The 15,299-nt window shown below is 71.1% G+C and carries 15 protein-coding genes; 10 read left to right on the top strand and 5 right to left on the bottom strand.

Translation table 11 applies throughout. The features are described 5' to 3' along the window. Positions 1–5 precede the first annotated feature (5 nt). Entirely contained in the window at positions 6–971 is a 966-nt protein-coding gene (locus ACWCQM_RS09060) for a phosphotriesterase family protein (RefSeq protein WP_450914634.1), read from the bottom strand. Positions 972–1,538: 567 nt separating this feature from the next. Between ACWCQM_RS09060 and ACWCQM_RS09055 the strand changes: the two genes are divergently transcribed. The 4 genes from ACWCQM_RS09055 (at position 1,539) to ACWCQM_RS09040 (ending at position 5,888) form a co-directional block, all read left to right on the top strand. Continuing rightward, positions 1,539–2,285 carry a hypothetical protein gene (locus ACWCQM_RS09055; protein WP_450914633.1) on the top strand — a complete coding sequence of 249 codons (747 nt, stop codon included), beginning with the start codon at positions 1,539–1,541 and terminating at the stop codon, positions 2,283–2,285. A 199-nt stretch (positions 2,286–2,484) separates the two neighbouring features. Then, positions 2,485–3,900, top strand: a complete 1,416-nt coding sequence (locus ACWCQM_RS09050; protein ID WP_450914632.1) for a PepSY-associated TM helix domain-containing protein — start codon at positions 2,485–2,487, stop codon at positions 3,898–3,900. Positions 3,901–4,014: 114 nt separating this feature from the next. Continuing rightward, positions 4,015–4,845 (top strand): hypothetical protein, encoded by an 831-nt coding sequence (locus tag ACWCQM_RS09045; protein ID WP_450914631.1) that lies wholly within the window; start codon positions 4,015–4,017, stop codon positions 4,843–4,845. 296 nt (positions 4,846–5,141) lie between these two features. Further along, positions 5,142–5,888: a sigma-70 family RNA polymerase sigma factor gene (locus ACWCQM_RS09040; protein WP_450914630.1), complete on the top strand. Its 747-nt coding sequence runs from the start codon at positions 5,142–5,144 to the stop codon at positions 5,886–5,888. Positions 5,889–5,923: 35 nt separating this feature from the next. On the opposite strand, the gene ACWCQM_RS09035 is transcribed toward ACWCQM_RS09040, so the two are convergent. Continuing rightward, the gene (locus ACWCQM_RS09035) at positions 5,924–6,295 is read right to left on the bottom strand and encodes a VOC family protein (protein WP_450914629.1); all 372 of its coding nucleotides are present in this window, start codon (positions 6,293–6,295) and stop codon (positions 5,924–5,926) included. A 172-nt stretch (positions 6,296–6,467) separates the two neighbouring features. Between ACWCQM_RS09035 and ACWCQM_RS09030 the strand changes: the two genes are divergently transcribed. From ACWCQM_RS09030 to ACWCQM_RS09015, 4 genes are all read left to right on the top strand, one after another. Beyond that, the gene (locus tag ACWCQM_RS09030; RefSeq protein ID WP_450914628.1) at positions 6,468–7,364 is read left to right on the top strand and encodes a metallophosphoesterase family protein; all 897 of its coding nucleotides are present in this window, start codon (positions 6,468–6,470) and stop codon (positions 7,362–7,364) included. Then, positions 7,361–8,038, top strand: coding sequence for a 4'-phosphopantetheinyl transferase family protein (locus tag ACWCQM_RS09025; protein ID WP_450914627.1), 678 nt, complete (start codon positions 7,361–7,363; stop codon positions 8,036–8,038). Before ACWCQM_RS09030 ends, ACWCQM_RS09025 begins: the two co-directional genes overlap by 4 nt. A gap of 272 nt (positions 8,039–8,310) precedes the next feature. Beyond that, the gene (locus tag ACWCQM_RS09020; RefSeq protein WP_450914626.1) at positions 8,311–9,066 is read left to right on the top strand and encodes an SDR family oxidoreductase; all 756 of its coding nucleotides are present in this window, start codon (positions 8,311–8,313) and stop codon (positions 9,064–9,066) included. 173 nt (positions 9,067–9,239) lie between these two features. After that, positions 9,240–9,944, top strand: coding sequence for a TetR/AcrR family transcriptional regulator (locus ACWCQM_RS09015; protein ID WP_450914625.1), 705 nt, complete (start codon positions 9,240–9,242; stop codon positions 9,942–9,944). A 176-nt stretch (positions 9,945–10,120) separates the two neighbouring features. Here the strand turns inward: ACWCQM_RS09015 and ACWCQM_RS09010 are convergent, their stop codons facing one another. The 3 genes from ACWCQM_RS09010 to ACWCQM_RS09000 form a co-directional block, all read right to left on the bottom strand. Continuing rightward, positions 10,121–10,546 (bottom strand): hypothetical protein, encoded by a 426-nt coding sequence (locus tag ACWCQM_RS09010; protein ID WP_450914624.1) that lies wholly within the window; start codon positions 10,544–10,546, stop codon positions 10,121–10,123. 219 nt (positions 10,547–10,765) lie between these two features. Further along, positions 10,766–10,969, bottom strand: a complete 204-nt coding sequence (locus tag ACWCQM_RS09005; RefSeq protein WP_450914623.1) for a hypothetical protein — start codon at positions 10,967–10,969, stop codon at positions 10,766–10,768. 102 nt (positions 10,970–11,071) lie between these two features. Further along, the gene (locus ACWCQM_RS09000; RefSeq protein WP_450914622.1) at positions 11,072–11,422 is read right to left on the bottom strand and encodes a tetratricopeptide repeat protein; all 351 of its coding nucleotides are present in this window, start codon (positions 11,420–11,422) and stop codon (positions 11,072–11,074) included. 120 nt (positions 11,423–11,542) lie between these two features. Here ACWCQM_RS09000 and ACWCQM_RS08995 point away from each other — a divergent pair, with 120 nt between their 5' ends. Both ACWCQM_RS08995 and ACWCQM_RS08990 read left to right on the top strand, forming a co-directional pair. Then, positions 11,543–12,508: a pirin family protein gene (locus tag ACWCQM_RS08995; protein ID WP_450914621.1), complete on the top strand. Its 966-nt coding sequence runs from the start codon at positions 11,543–11,545 to the stop codon at positions 12,506–12,508. A 1,048-nt stretch (positions 12,509–13,556) separates the two neighbouring features. Beyond that, on the top strand, positions 13,557–14,774 hold the full coding sequence (locus ACWCQM_RS08990; RefSeq protein ID WP_450914620.1) for an IS110 family transposase: 1,218 nt from the start codon (positions 13,557–13,559) through the stop codon (positions 14,772–14,774). Positions 14,775–15,299 lie beyond the last annotated feature (525 nt).

Below are 15,299 nucleotides of genomic sequence, written 5' to 3'. Positions count from 1 at the left end.
GGGGCTCAGCGCACCGTCAGCAGATCGCGCGGGTTGCCGACGAGAATCCGCCGGACGTCCGCGTCGCCGAGGCCCTGGGCCGCGAGCAGGGGGACGAAGGCCGAGAGGATGTAGCTGTACGGCAGGTCGCGGCCGGGCTGCCCCTTGGCCACACCGATCGCGTTGCTCGACAGCAGGATCCGGCCTCCGTGTCCGGCCTCGGTGAGCTCGGCCACCAGGGCGGCGCGCTCCTTGTCGGTGACGTGGCCGTCGCCCTCCAGACCGACGTGGTCCAGGGCGACGTACGCACCGAGGCGGGCGACCTCCAGCGGAGCGCCGGCGGCCACGGCGTCAGGTCGGTCGAGCCCGCCGACGACCACGCGGCCGGCGGGAAGCTTCTCCTCCAGGACGATCCCGAGGTCGTGCACGGCGTCGTTCCCGTAGCGGACGGAGACCGGGACGCCGGTGGCCAGGGCGGTGCGTGCGGCGCCGCGGAACAGGCTCTCGTCGGTGGGGGTCATGCCCTCACGGCTCGCGGCCGTCGCCACGATGCCGGCGCGGCCGCGCCGTTCCACACGCGGGACCACCATGCCCTCGGTGACCTCCTTGGTGAAGAGATCGGCGAACTTCTCCGCCGGCCACGGCGTCGGGGGGTTGGTCTGCGGTGTCAGGAAGTAGCCGCCGAGCAGCTCCTCGGGGCCCATGCCGGTCGAGGCGACGATGTGGACCCCCGTCGTGCGGGAGAGGCTCTCGTACAGCCTCACGTCGCGGCCGTGGAACATGCCGGTGCTGTCGACGATCGTCCGGCCGCCCTTGTCGCGGAAGTCCGTCAGCCGGGCCGCCAGCGTCTCGAAGATCTCGGCGCGGTCCATGGTGACGTCGAACGCGTGCTCCGCCCCCGGTACTACCGACAGCAGCGCCTCGTGGACCGAGACGACTCCCAGCTCGTCGGCGGGCACCGGGCCGAGGACTGTGTTGACGGTTTTGCTCATGGCGGTCATGTCTGCCTCACGACTCCGGGATGAAGGTGCTTGGCACCCTGTGGCGCCCGTCACCGTAACCCTTCGGTTTACACGTCGTCAATGAAATGTACTCATGATTAGGTCTTTTTGCGGAGGGTGATTCTGGTGGCCGGACCTCTGTTCGGGCGGGGATGTGAGTGGGGCCTGAGCTGCGCTTTTGTCAGGTGCGCGCCCGATGGGGCGGAGTCAGTGGGTGTCGATACGGGTAATCGGACATGGATGCGGTGATGTCTTGCGGGGCCCCTGGCAGCCGCGCCAGGACGCCCGCGAAGGGCTGGGCCGAGCCGGAATCGTGTACGGAGCGAACGGGTGCGGCGGCCCGCCCGGGAGGTGCGCGGCATGCGGACTCGGGGGTGTGCCGGCATGCGGTTTCAAGGTGTGCGGGACGCGACTGTGGGGCCGCTTCGGCCGGCCGTCGCCCTGCCGCGTCGAGTTGGCCGACTGTGTTCGACGAACCCGATGTCGGCGGTAACACAACGCGCCCTAGCCTTAAGTGCAATAGTCCATTCAGCCGAGTTGCATACGAAAGGCGACAACATGACGGTTCCCGACAGCACTTCAGGCGGCGTGGCGGCCACAACGGCACTGCTGCAGGCGGAACTTCCCCGACTCGAGGAACAGCAGCAGACGTTGGAGAAGGACCTCGCGTCCGTCACGGCGCGTCTGACTTCGGTGCGCTCCGCGCTGACCGCACTGCAGGCGCTCTCCGCCGTGCCTCCGTTGCCGGGCGGACCCGACCCCGTCCAGGACGCGGAGGCGCAGCCCACCGCTCCGGCCGCCGTCGGGGCAGTGACCGCCGCGGCTCCCGAAGCCGCGCCCCAGGAGGAGGAATCCCCGGCCCCGGCCCCGGCTTCGGCCCCGGCCGAGCAGCAGGACGTTGCCCCCGCCGCTCGCGGCAAGGCCCGCAAGGGCACCGCCAAGCGCGCGAGTGGAGAGGCCGCGCCGAGGAAGCGTGCCGAGCGGCCGGCGAAGAAGGCCCCCGCCCAGGCCGCCAAGCCGGCCAAGCCCGCGAAGGCCGCCAAGCCCGCGAGCGCGCCGAAGGCCGTGGCCCCCACCGCCTCCGCCCCCGCGGTGGCGGACGGCGGAAGTCTCACCGAGCAGGTCATGGAAGTGGTGGCCGCCTCGGGCAGCAAGGCAGTGCGTGCCCGGGATGTCACCGAGGCCCTCGGCCGCGAGCTCACCGCCGGCAGCATCAACACGGTGCGCAGCACCCTCGACCGGCTCGTCGCCACCTCTCGGGCACACCGCGCGGGCCGGGGCCTCTACCAGGCGCCGCCCGCGTAGTCGGCGACGACGGGCCGAGCGACGCGGGCCCTCCCTCGCGTGGACCTGAGCGGCAACCTCGTACGGGCGTCGTGCCCGTCCGGACGCACTCCTGGCGTGACAACAGTGAACTGCCGGGAACCAATGCACCCTCCGAGCCGACTACCGGACCGGCCGACCACGGTCTGCCCGCCAGTTTCCGCGCGTGAGGAGAGCAGCCATGTCCGTCGAACCGGCGGTACGCCCGTCCCCCGACGGGCGGGAGACCCGCGACGCCCAGCCACCGGGGACACCGGCCGGCTGGGCGTCGCTCCGGCCGTTGGTGCTGCGGCTGCACTTCTACGCAGGGGTGCTCATCGCACCGTTCCTCCTGGTCGCCGCCGCGACGGGCCTCCTCTACGCGGCCTCGTACCAGGCCGAGAAGATCGTGTACGCGGACGAACTGCGCGTGCCCGTGGGCGCGAACGAGCTGCCGGTCTCGCAGCAGGTCGCAGCGGCCCGGGAGGCCCATCCGGAGGGGAAGGTCAGCGCGGTCCGTCCCTCGCCGGAGGCCGGAGCGACGACACGTGTCCTGCTGTCCGGAGTGCCGGGGGTGAATCCCGACCACACGCTCGCGGTGTTCGTGGACCCGTACACCGGCGAACTGGCCGGGTCCCTCGAACAGTACGGCTCCAGCGGCGCCCTCCCTCTGCGCACGTGGATCGACGAACTCCACCGCGATCTGCACCTGGGCCAGACCGGCCGTCTCTACAGCGAACTCGCCGCCAGCTGGCTGTGGGTGATAGCGGGCGGCGGTCTCGTGCTCTGGTTCGGCCGCCGGCGGGCCCGCCGGAAGCTGCGCGGGACGAACGGCCGCCGGCGCACTCTGTCCCTGCACGGCACGGTGGGGGTATGGGCCGCGATCGGGCTCTTCTTCCTGTCGGCGACGGGGCTGACCTGGTCGACGTACGCGGGCGCGAGCGTCTCGGATCTGCGTGAGGCCATCAGCCAGACGACCCCCACGGTCTCGGCGGGCGTCGCGTCCGGGGGCGAGCATGCCGAGCACTCGGGGTCCGGAGGAGCCCCGGACATGCAGGGCGAGGACGTCGGACTCGACGCCGTACTGGAGGCGGCGCGCGCCGAGCGTCTGTCGAACCCGGTGGAGATCGTGCCTCCGGCCGACTCCTCGTCCGCGTACGTCGTGCGTCAGATCCAGCGCAGCTGGCCCGAGAAGCAGGACGCGGTCGCCATCGACCCGGCCACGGGCGAGGTCACCGACGTGGTGCGGTTCGCCGACTTCCCGGTGCTCGCCAAGCTGACCCGCTGGGGCATCGACGCGCACACGGGCGTGCTGTTCGGCCTGGCCAACCAGCTCGTGCTCATCGCCCTCACCTCGGGCCTGATCCTGCTGATCGTGCTGGGATACCGGATGTGGTGGCAGCGCGGCCGGGGTTCGGCCTTCGGCCGCCCGATGCCTCGCGGTGCCTGGCAGAAGGTCCCGCCCCACATCCTGGTCCCGCTCCTGGCGGCCGTGGCGGCCCTGGGGTATTTCGTACCGCTCCTCGGTATCCCGCTGGCCGTGTTCCTGGCCGTGGACATCGCGCTGGGCGAGATCGCCTACCGGCGTGGCAAACGCACGTACTCGACCGCCGGCTGACGGGGCGGTGCGTGCGGGGCGCGGGCGGCCGGGGGTGTTCAGGCACTGCTGCGCCGCGAGGGCGTCGGATGCGACGATGGGGCCGTCATGAGACCGGGCCGGTGTTCACGAGCTGTGCGGGCCGCGATGTTCGCGGTCGTCTGTGTGCTGCTCGCTGCGACCGGCCATGTCCTCATGTCGGGAACGGCCGTGTCGGGGTGGGCGATATGCCTCGCGCTCATAGGCACGGCGACGGCGGCCTGGGCGCTCGCCGGCCGCGAGCGGGGACCGGCCGCCGTCACATCGGGTGCGGTCGTGGCACAGGCCGCCCTCCACACGGGGTTCACGCTCGCCCAGGCTCCCGCCGTGACCTCGCCGCCGGCACCGGTGTCCTATGCGCGTGAGTGGGCCGAGCGGCTGCTGTGCGGAGACGGCGCGACCGCGCTCTCCGAACGCGATGCCGCCGACCTCGTCGTCAACGCCGGGCTCGGGAAGCTGATTTCGCAGCCCCCTCCCGGCGTCGAGGCGGCCGGCCACGCCCTCCACGCGATGCACGGCACGACCACCGGCGCGCCCGACGGCCTCGGCCCGGCAGCGCACGGCGCCCTCGGGACCGCGGGCCCGTCGGGGGCGGGGATGCTCGCCGCCCATCTGCTGGCCGCCGTGCTGTGCGGCCTGTGGCTCGCGTACGGGGAACGGGCCGCCTTCCGTGTGCTGCGCGCCGCCGCGGTGCGGTTCTGGACGCCGCTCCACCTTCTCCTCACGCTCTGGGCGCCCCCGAGCAGGCCGCGCCCGCGGGTACGGCGCCGACGCGCGGTGCGCGCCCCGGCGCGGCTGCTGCTCGTCCACAGCGTCACCTCACGGGGCCCGCCGACGGGAACGGCTGTCGCACAGAGCCCTTCGTCCGGCCGTCCGGGGCGGATGCCGGTCCCTGATCCGGCCTTCTCCGGTCTCGTCCGGCCTTGAGTGACCTGACCAGGCCTTCTCCGGTCCGATCCGGCCTCCGGTGAGCTGATCCGGCCTTTCACGGCCCGGTCGGGTTCTCCCTGGTCCGCTCCGGCTCGCTCCGGCTTGGTCCGGCTCTCTCCGGTCCGATCCGGCCATCGCCGGACGGGGGCCCTGGCGACGGCGGTTCCCCGAGTGCGCCCGGAGGTTCCGGTGCGCCTCGGGCACCGGCGCTGCCGTCCGGCAGGCCGTTCCCTTCACCGGCACCCGCTCCCGCGCGGGGCCGGACATCCCATGCCCTTGAGGACTCTGTGGCGATGCCCCATGCCCAGCACACGTCTGTCGGCAGTACACCCGCGCCGACGTGGCACACCCCGGTCTCCGACGCGACCGCGACCCGGCTCGCGCTCGCCGCGCGGGACGGAGATCCCGCGAAGGCGGACCGTTTCTTCCGCGCCTTCCACCGCGACGTCCGGCGTTACGTCGCTCACCTCAGCGCGAACCCCCAGGCTGCCGACGACCTCACCCAGGACGTCTTCCTGCGTGCTCTCACCAGCCTGCCCTCCTTCGAGGGCCGCTCCTCCGCCCGCACCTGGCTGCTCGCGATCGCCCGCCGCACCGTGGCCGACAGCCTCCGCCATGCCGCCGCCCGGCCCAGACTCGCCGACCGGTCCGACTGGCAGAGCGCGGCCGAGCAGACCCAGCCGAACGACCTGCCCGGTTTCGAGGAGGGGGTCGCCCTGGACGAACTCCTGTCGATGATCCCGGCCGAGCGCCGTGAGGCCTTCGTGCTCACCCAGCTCCTCGGGCTGCCCTACGCCGAGGCCGCCACGGCCATCGGCTGCCCCATCGGGACCGTGCGCTCTCGCGTCGCGCGGGCGCGCACCTCACTGACGGCACTGCTCCGCGACGCCGAAGCGGGCTCCGTGACCGACAGCGGCGTGCCTCGGGCGGACACGACGTTCGTACGGGGCGAAGCGGCCCGGAGAGTCCCGACATCCCGGAGAGCCTCAAGTCCCCTGGGCGATGGGCTTCTTCTCCTCGGCCGCCCCGAACGGCGGTGAGGGCACGGATGTACCGCACACCGCCGCCGGGGTGTTCACGCCTGGCAGAGACAGAAGGGATGCCCCGCCGGGTCCGCGTACACACGGAAGTCGCGCGAGCCGTCCTGGTCGTCGATGTCCAGCGGCGTGGCGCCCAGAGCCAGCACCTCTTTCTGCGCGCGGTCCATGTCCGTCACGTCGAAGTCCAGGTGCTCCTGCTGGGAGTTGCGGTCGCCGCGAGGCCACTCCGGGGGCCGGTGGTCCTCGGCCCGCTGGAAGGCGATGCGTGCGCCCTCCGGGACCTGGAGGATGTACCAGTCGTCACTGGACCTCGTGACCTCCCCTCCCAGAACCGCCTGGTAGAACGCGGCGAGAGAGGGGGGATCGGGGCAGTCGAGGGCGACGAGGGAGTAGGTGGCGATGGGCATGGCCGGTCCTTTCGTGAGGTGCTGCGTCGCGGGCTGCCGACCGCGTTGGACACACGCCGCAGAGTTCCCCGAAGACACCTGATCAATCATCCCGGCCGAATGAACGTCGGGCATGTCGAGCGGGGTGCCTCCGGGCGGACCATGAAGACTGTAAATTCGAACAATGAGTCCTATGACTGGTGCCGTCCCTCGCACGCCGAAGGGAGGCGGCCGGCTCCTCGCGGTGAGCGATCTCCATGTCGGCATCGCCGACAACCGTCCCATCGCCGACAGGCTGCACCCGTCGTCCGACGAGGACTGGCTGATCGTCGCCGGCGATGTGGCGGAGCTTGCCGGAGAGGTCGAAGCCACACTCGAAGTGCTGGCGGGGCGATTCGCCCGGGTGCTGTGGACCCCCGGGAACCACGAGTTGTGGACGGTGGACAAGGACCCCCTGCAACTGCGCGGCCGGGCGCGGTACGAGCACCTCGTCCAGGTCTGCCGCGAACTCGGGGTGACCACACCCGAGGACCCGTACCCCCAGTGGCCCGGTCCGGACGGTCCCGTGGCCGTGGCCCCCGTGTTCCTTCTGTACGACTACACCTTCAGGGCCCCGGGGACGGCGACCAAGGAGGAATCCCTGGCCCGGGCCCACGAGGCGGGCGTCGTCTGCACCGACGAGTATCTGCTGCACCCGGACCCCTACCCGAGCCGGGACGGCTGGTGCCGCGAACGGGTGGCACTCACCGAGAAGCGTCTGGCGGCACACGACCCCGAGGTCCCTCTCGTGATCGCCGGGCACTGGCCCCTGCTGCGCGAACCCACCTCCGTCATGTGGTACCCGGAATTCGCCCAGTGGTGCGGCACGGAGCTCACGGCCGACTGGCACACACGCTTCAACGTCGCCGCGGTCGTCTACGGCCACCTCCACATCCCCCGTACGACCTGGTACGACGGCGTACGGTTCGAGGAGGTCTCGATCGGCTACCCGAGGGAGTGGCGCAAGCGCGGCCACCCCCGCGGACTGCTCCGGCAGATCCTTCCGTACGACGGTGAGCAGCCCCCGGCCGCGACGGGGGGCGACGCATGATCGAGAAGCTGGTGCCCCAGGACGTCGCGTGCGCGGACACGTACGAGGTGGACGCTCCGGCCGGCAGCCTCTACCCGGAGGAGGCGGAGCTGGTGGCGAAGAGCGTGGACCGCCGCAGACAGGAGTTCGCGGCCGTGCGCGCCTGCGCGAGACGGGCCATGGCCGGGCTCGGGCTGCCGCCGGCACCCGTGCTGCGCGGCCACCGGGGTATGCCGCTGTGGCCCGAGGGGACGGTCGGAAGCATGACGCACTGCGACGGTTACCGTGCCGCGGTGCTGGCCAGGGCCTCGGAGGTGCGCGGGATCGGTATAGACGCGGAGCCGAACGAACCGCTGCCGCCCGGTGTGTGGGACGTGATATCGCTGCCTTCGGAGCGGAAGCGGACACCCGAGGGCGCGAACAGCACGGCGGTCCACTGGGGCCGGCTGCTGTTCAGCGCGAAGGAGAGCGTCTTCAAGACGTGGTTCCCGCTCACCCGGATCGAACTCGACTTCTCCGAGGCGGACATCAGCTTCGACGGAGTCCCCGACGGAAACCCGGGAACCGCGACCGAGGGCACGTTCACCGCCGAGCTCCTGCGTACGGCACCGGGCATGCCCGGGTCGTACAGGGGGAGATGGCTGGTCGACGGGGGGTTCGTGGTGACGGCGATCGTGCTCCGGCCGGAGGACTGAGGCTGCCGACCGGGACCGGGGCTGATGCTGCTGACGTGGGCTGCCCCTCATGACGGGGGCGGAGGCTACGGGCGGAGGGCTGACGCTGATGACGGGGCTGCTGAGGCTACGGGCGGAGGGCTGACGGCTGAGGCTTCCGGGCGCTCCGCAGAAGTGTTAGCGACGTTACCGGCGTAGCCACGATGGGGGGTAGCGACGATACGGTCTTGGTGTTAGCGTTGTTGTTGTCAGGGTTCGCAGAACCGACGGCAACCTCCGCCAGGAGCGACGTCATGACCGAGCAGCGCATCACAACTCCCCCCGCACGCAGGGTCGCCCTCGTCACCGGAGGATCGCGAGGGATCGGCCGCGAAAGCGCCGAACGGCTCGCGGCGGACGGGTTCGCGGTCGTCATCAACTACGCGGGAAACAAGACCGAGGCCGAGGCCGCGGTGGCAGCCGTCGTCGCCGGAGGCGGGGAAGCCCTGGCGTACAGGGCGGATGTCGCCGACGAGGTGGAGGTCGCCGCCCTCTTCGACGCGGCCGAGGAGGCGTTCGGCGGAATAGACGTGGTGGTCCACGCCGCGGGCGTCATGTCGCTCGCCCCGCTGGTGGACCTCGACCTGGACGTTCTGGACCGGATGCACCGCACCAACATCCGCGGCACCTTCGTCATCGGCCAGCAGGCGGCACGCCGTCTGCGTGGCGGCGGCGCGATCATCAACTTCTCCAGCTCGGTGCTGGCCCTGGCCATACCTGGTTACAGCGCCTACGCCGCGACCAAGGGGGCCGTCGAGGCGATCACCCTGATCCTGGCCCGCGAGCTGCGGGGCCGGGACATCACGGTCAACGCCGTCGCCCCCGGACCGACCGCCACCGCGCTGTTCCTCGACGGCAAGGACGAGGAGACCATCGCGCGGATGGCCGCGCAGCCGCCGCTGGAGCGCCTCGGCGCACCCCAGGACATCGCGGAGGTCGTCTCCTTCCTCGCCGGACCGGCCCGCTGGGTCAACGGCCAGGTGCTGCGCGCCAACGGCGGCATCGCCTGAAAGGTCCCGCCACCGCACTCGTTGTGCCGACCGGCAGGGGAGTACCGCATGTGCCGCATATGTCAGGCCGAGGCGATTGCGGGGGCGGACGTGGCGCGAGTCGGGTCCCGGACGCGAGGGTGGTGCCGCAGCCGTCCGGTCCGCCCGGCGCGGTGCTTGGTAGCGTCCGTCCGATGAGTACACGAGCGCGCATCCTCGAAGTCGCGGCCCAACTGGTCGCGGAGTCTCCCGACGGAGACATCTCCACGCGATCCGTGTGTGAGGCGGCACAGGTCGGCGCCCCGGCTCTGTACAGGCACTTCGGGGACAAGGCCGGGTTGCTTTCGGCGGTCGTCGACCACGGCTTCGACGCCTACCTGGCGACCAAGCGGGAGCGTGGCGTCACCACGGACCCGGTCGAGGATCTCCGTAACGGCTGGGACAGCCATGTCGAATTCGCGCTCCGGAATCCGAATCTGTACCGGCTGATGAACTCCCCGGCGATGCGGACACCGCCCGCTGCCGCGGACGAGGCCCACCGCATACTCACCCGCGATCTGGAGCGGGCCGCCGCGCAGGGGAAGCTGCGCATGGCCCCGGAGACGGCCGCCCAGATGATCATGTCGTCCACGACCGGCGTCGCGCTGATGCTCGTGTCCCGTCCGGCGGACTTCCCGGACGCCGGTGTGTCGGAGCGCGTGCGCGACGCCGTGCACGCCGCCGTCTTCACGCCGGACGCGCACGCGAGCAAGCCCGTGGACACAGAGGTGCCCTCCACGGCGGCCCGGCTGAGCGCGCTGCTGCGCCAGTCGCAAGGGTCCGGGCTGAGCACGGCGGAATCGGCGCTCATGACGGAATGGCTGGACCGGGTGTCGAACGCGGAGCGACGGACGGACTGAGAGCGTCGTGGCCATGCGGGCGGTGCAGCCCTGCGGGACTGCCCCAGGGCGAGCCGATCGCTGCCGGCTCCGGCACCCGGCCGGTGGACCGTACCGGGTGACGGTGCGGACCGTGGCCGGCTGCCGGTCACGGGGACCGGGAGCCGGCGCTCGCCACGCACGGCGGAAGGGACGGGTCAGGCGGCGCTCTCGTGCAGCCAGCCCGAGCACCCGTTCATGTCGTACGTCTGGGTGCCGTATTCACCGAGGCAGACCCGGTACTCGACCCAACCGGACTCCGGGAGATTCATGTTGATGTCGAGCCGGGAGCCCTTGCCGTACTGGTTCCAGTCCTTGATCAGTGTGCTGCTGTTGTCGGACCGGTAGTACATGACCATCACCGAGTGGCCGTCGGCGTTGTTGTCCCAGACCAGCAGATGGTCGCCGTCACGGACGAACGACGCCGACCCGTCACAGTAGTTCGGCTCATCGGTACACAGGTCGCCGGTGTGGGTGCCGGGGTAGGTGACGGTGTACGTGGAGGCGGAAGCGGGGGTGGCCACCGCGAGCACCGCGAGCATGCCTGCGGCAGCGGCACCTATGAGCTTGGAGTGCTTCTTCATCCTGGCCATCCTCGGATCGACGGTGTCACACCTGCGGCCCGCGAGTACAACAGGGACGGCCGCAGGTGAATCGGGAGCGAGGGGATGCTAGCGAAAAGGTTGATCTTGGGCCAGGGGCAGGGGCTGATGACCGACCGCTCCTCATCGCCGGCGCCTCACCCCTCTCATCCGGACCCGGGGCCGGACGATCATGGTCATCAGCATGACCGCCGCGGTGCGTCACGCGAGTTCGGCGCAGCCGGGCCGCCAGGGCAATGTGCGCACGACCGGTATCCCGGGCGGCTTGGCGGCCTCGGCGCTCCGCACCCCCGTGGCGCTGCTGAGTGCCGAAACCGGCCACGCGGTGATGATGGGCGCCGCGCAGAGGGCGGCTGCCCTGTGGGTGCCGCGCGCACCCGCCTCACCGACTGTCTCGCGGGCCACGCTCGCCACCCGTGGCGCCGGGGTGCACAGTTGGGCGGCATGGCTCCGGGGGCGGCGGTGTCCGCCGCCCCCGGATGCGTCAGCCCTGCGCGGCTGCCGCGGCTAGGACTCCGGCGGGAAGTTCCCGGCCATGGCGTCGGCCATCCGCAGATGCGGGGCCGCCTCCGCGTGCCGGCCCTGACGCTCGAGGGTGCGCCCGAGCATCAGCCGGGCGTAGTCCTCGACAGGGTTGCGCTCCAGCACCTCGCGTAGTTCGGCCTCGGCCTTGGCGAGCCGCGCCGAGTGGTAGTAGGCGCGCGCCAGCAGCAGCCGCGGGGCCACCTGCTCCGGCGCCTCCTCGACCAGCCCTCCGAGGATCCGGGCCGCGGTCAGGTACTCCTTCGCCTCGAAGAAGAACTGCGCTCGGTCCCAACGGTCGGCGGGCGTACCGAACTCGTAGTACGTCTCGTCCACTGTTCCTCCTCGGCCTGAATGGTTACGCACGCGTCAACACGGCAGGGTAGTTAAACATTCCACTAAATTTTCGGCGTGGGGACCGGCGCTCCACGGCCGTACGGGAATAGGTTGTGCGCCATGAGCAATCTCGATCGCCAGGCCACGCTCTCCGTCTGCGGAGGACGGGGTTTCGTCGTCGCCGAACCGGTCCGTGAACTCCTCACCCCGCGCCGTGTCCAGCTCGGCGAGTCCACCGAGGTGCGCAGGCTGCTGCCCAACCTGGGACGGCGCATGGTCGGCGCCTGGGCGTTCGTGGATCACTACGGGCCGGACGACATCGCCGACGAGCCCGGGATGCAGGTGCCTCCGCACCCTCACATGGGCCTGCAGACGGTCAGCTGGCTGCACGACGGCGAGGTCCTGCACCGGGACAGTCTCGGAAGCCTCAGGACGGTCCGCCCGCGTGAGCTCGGCCTGATGACCTCCGGCAGGGCCATCAGCCACTCCGAGGAGAGCCCGAAGCCGCACGCCAGGTTTCTCCACGGTGCCCAGCTCTGGGTCGCCCTGCCCGACACCGACCGGCATGTCGAGCCGGCGTTCGAGCACCACACCGACCTGCCCACCGTCTCGGCGCCGGGCCTCACCGCCACCGTGATCCTGGGCGGACTCGACGGCTCCACGTCCCCGGGCACTGCGTACACCCCGATCGTCGGAGCCGACCTGGCTCTGACCGCCGGCGCCGAGACCCGGCTGCCGCTGGAGCCTGATTTCGAGTACGCCGTGCTGTCGATGTCCGGCGAGGCCGAGGTCGACGGCGTCCCGGTCCTGCCCGGATCGATGCTCTACCTCGGCTGCGGCCGCACCGAGCTGCCCCTGCGCGCGGCCTCCGACGCGGGGCTGATGCTGCTCGGCGGCGAGCCGTTCGCGGAGGAGATCGTCATGTGGTGGAACTTCGTGGGGCGGTCCCACGAGGAGATCGAGCAGGCCCGTGCGGACTGGACGGCCGGCGCCCGGTTCGGCGAGGTGCTCGGCTACGACGGCGAGCGGCTGGCCGCTCCCGAACTGCCGCCCGTGGCACTGAAGCCACGGGGACGAGTGCGCTGAGCAGGCGCGGCGGTCACTCGAGGACGCCGCTGCGCCTGCCCTCCGCGAGCAGGGCCGGTACCAGGGGGGCTTCGCCCCGGGAGCGATCAGCCAGAGGGGCGCGGCGGAGCCGTTCCTGAAGATCTCGATGCGGTGGCAGCCCATGACGAGACCCGCCACCACCATCTGCTGCACACCGGTCACGTCCTTCCACGCCACCGAGTCGCGTATCCGGCCGAGCCGGCCGGTGACGGCCACGCCGTCCGTGCACAGATAGCACCGGTTCACGCCGAGCCGCGCGGTGACCAGGCGCCATACGTACCTCAGGGCGTACACCGCGACCACGACGGCCGTCGTGGGGATGGCGTTGTCGTTGACAGCGGACGGATTGACGACCGTGGCGACGAGCATGAAGACCCACAGAATCAGCAGGAACCCCCTCAGGACCTGCAGCATGGCGCCCAGAGCCGGGTTGATGACGGCGTAGTCGCCGCGGATCTGGCCGAGCCCCAGACCGGCCACTCTGTTACTCACTGACACTCCTTGGGTCGAATCCGTATGCGTGCGGATGAGGCGTGCGATGTGGAGGTGCGCGCGGAACTGCACGGCGTACGTTCGCGGCCGGCGCCTCGAACCGGCCGCTTCCCGAGGGGAGATCGGCCGAGGAACAGGCCCTTCATCTCCGCGCGGACCGACGCGGTGTGACACGAGAAGCGCCCTCCATCCGGCCGACGAACGGTGGGCGCATCCGCGTCGGGTCCCCTGTGAGAGGCCCTGCGGGATCTGTCCACGTCGTCGCGCTTCGCCCCCGTTATCTTTTTCGCGGTCCTGCAACGGGATCGCTGGCCTCTGGGCCCGGCATGACTGTGTCCCCCTGTCGAAGGCATGACCTGGGGGGTGGTGTCACCGGGCCTGGGGGTGTTCGTCGGAGACGCTGATCAGAGGTCCGGCCACCGTCCGGTCCGGCGCAATGCCGGACAGTTCGCGGGCGGCAGGTCTGCATAACGTGGATGCGCGAGCACGACACCCGAGCCGAGGCCGGCACCGTCAAACCCCATGGAAGCGTGCGATGTTCGAGATCGAAGACGTGGGCGTGTTCCTCGGCCTGGACGTCGGCAAGTCCGCTCACCACGGGCACGGGCTCACCCCGGCCGGGAAGAAGGTCTTCGACAAGCCGCTGCCCAACAGCGAGCCGAAGCTGCGGGCCGTGTTCGACAAGCTGACCATGAAGTTCGGCACCGTCCTGGTCATCGTGGACCAGCCCGCCTCCATCGGCGCCCTGCCCCTGGCCGTCGCCCACGACGCAGGCTGCCGCGTCGCCTACCTGCCCGGCCTGGCCATGCGCCGGATCGCGGACCTCTACCCCGGCGAGGCCAAGACCGACGCCAAGGACGCGGCCGTCATCGCCGACGCTGCGCGAACCATGCCGCACACCCTGCGCTCGCTCGAACTGACCGACGAGATCACTGCCGAGCTGACCGTGCTGACCGGATTCGACCAGGACCTCGCCGCCGAGGCCACCCGCACCAGCAACCGGATACGCGGCCTGCTCACCCAGTTCCACCCAAGCCTCGAGCGCGTCCTGGGGCCTCGCCTTGACCACCAGGCCGTCACCTGGCTCCTGGAACGCCACGGCTCCCCGACCGCCCTGCGCAAAGCCGGCCGACGCCGCCTCGTCGAGCTGATCCGGCCCAAGGCCCCGCGCATGGCGGCACGGCTGATCGACGACGTTTTCGACGCCCTGGACGAGCAGACCGTGACCGTTCCCGGCACCGGCACCCTCGACATCGTGGTCCCGTCCCTGGCCCGCTCGCTCGCCGCCGTCCACGAACAGCGCCGGGCCCTGGAAGCCCAGATCAACAGCCTGCTGGAGGCCCACCCTCTTTCCCAGGTCCTGACCTCGATGCCCGGCGTCGGCGTCAGGACCGCCGCTGTTCTGCTGGTCACCGTCGGCGACGGCACCAGCTTCCCCACCGCCGCCCACCTGGCTTCCTACGCAGGCCTCGCACCGACGACAAAGTCCTCGGGCACCTCGATCCATGGCGAACACGCGCCCCGCGGCGGCAATCGGCAGCTCAAACGGGCCATGTTCCTCTCCGCCTTCGCCTGCATGAACGCCGATCCGGCCTCCCGGACCTACTACGACAAACAGCGAGCCCGCGGCAAAACCCACACGCAAGCGCTCCTCCGCCTCGCCCGCCAGCGCATCAGCGTCCTGTTCGCCATGCTCCGCGACGGCACCTTCTACGAATCGCGGGCACCCAAGGACGTCGAGCTCGCCGCATAACCCCAGCAACACCGAACCACCCCAAACCCGACAGGGTGCCTTGACGAACGACATAGAGGCACCCCCCCCGGAGGGCGATGCTGTCAGGATCCGCCCCCGGCGGGCGTCAGTGGAATCACGTACATCCCTACGTAGCGCATGTCAGGGAAAGCACGGACGCGCGGACTCGCACCTGCTGGAAGGCTGGGGCCAGGCAGGTCGGCCGATACGGCGGAGGCGACCGGCTCAGGGGTGAGGGGGCTTGAGCGGGGACAAGCCCGGGAGGGAGGGGGCGATGTGGCGGACAGGATGGGGCGATGGTGCGATGGGGCGCGGGGAACGGCCGTTGCCGGCGCAGCGCTGAGTCTTGTCGCGGCCGACTGGCTGTCCTGGCTGGCCCCCCTCCCTCACCTTGCGGCCGTGGCGGGTGCCGGGCCCGTGGACGGGACGATCTGAATCACGCATTGTTGACGACCTGGCTGTTCGTCAGCGCACGTCGAGCCACGTGGGCTCCGGGCGGCCACGGCTCCATAGCCCTCGTGTTCA

The organism is Streptomyces sp. NPDC002125 (assembly GCF_053593715.1).
Note: the sequence above shows the minus strand (reverse complement) of the source record. Positions and strands in the feature narration are given on the sequence as shown.

Coding starts and splice junctions, on each gene's coding strand:
- ACWCQM_RS09060 (WP_450914634.1), bottom strand. CDS start 971: ATGAGCAAAACCGTCAACACAGTCCTCGGCCCGGTGCCCGCCGACGAG.
- ACWCQM_RS09025 (WP_450914627.1), top strand. CDS start 7,361: ATGATCGAGAAGCTGGTGCCCCAGGACGTCGCGTGCGCGGACACGTAC.
- ACWCQM_RS09050 (WP_450914632.1), top strand. CDS start 2,485: ATGTCCGTCGAACCGGCGGTACGCCCGTCCCCCGACGGGCGGGAGACC.
- ACWCQM_RS09020 (WP_450914626.1), top strand. CDS start 8,311: ATGACCGAGCAGCGCATCACAACTCCCCCCGCACGCAGGGTCGCCCTC.
- ACWCQM_RS09010 (WP_450914624.1), bottom strand. CDS start 10,546: ATGAAGAAGCACTCCAAGCTCATAGGTGCCGCTGCCGCAGGCATGCTC.
- ACWCQM_RS09030 (WP_450914628.1), top strand. CDS start 6,468: ATGACTGGTGCCGTCCCTCGCACGCCGAAGGGAGGCGGCCGGCTCCTC.
- ACWCQM_RS09055 (WP_450914633.1), top strand. CDS start 1,539: ATGACGGTTCCCGACAGCACTTCAGGCGGCGTGGCGGCCACAACGGCA.
- ACWCQM_RS09040 (WP_450914630.1), top strand. CDS start 5,142: ATGCCCCATGCCCAGCACACGTCTGTCGGCAGTACACCCGCGCCGACG.
- ACWCQM_RS09035 (WP_450914629.1), bottom strand. CDS start 6,295: ATGCCCATCGCCACCTACTCCCTCGTCGCCCTCGACTGCCCCGATCCC.
- ACWCQM_RS08990 (WP_450914620.1), top strand. CDS start 13,557: ATGTTCGAGATCGAAGACGTGGGCGTGTTCCTCGGCCTGGACGTCGGC.
- ACWCQM_RS09015 (WP_450914625.1), top strand. CDS start 9,240: ATGAGTACACGAGCGCGCATCCTCGAAGTCGCGGCCCAACTGGTCGCG.
- ACWCQM_RS08995 (WP_450914621.1), top strand. CDS start 11,543: ATGAGCAATCTCGATCGCCAGGCCACGCTCTCCGTCTGCGGAGGACGG.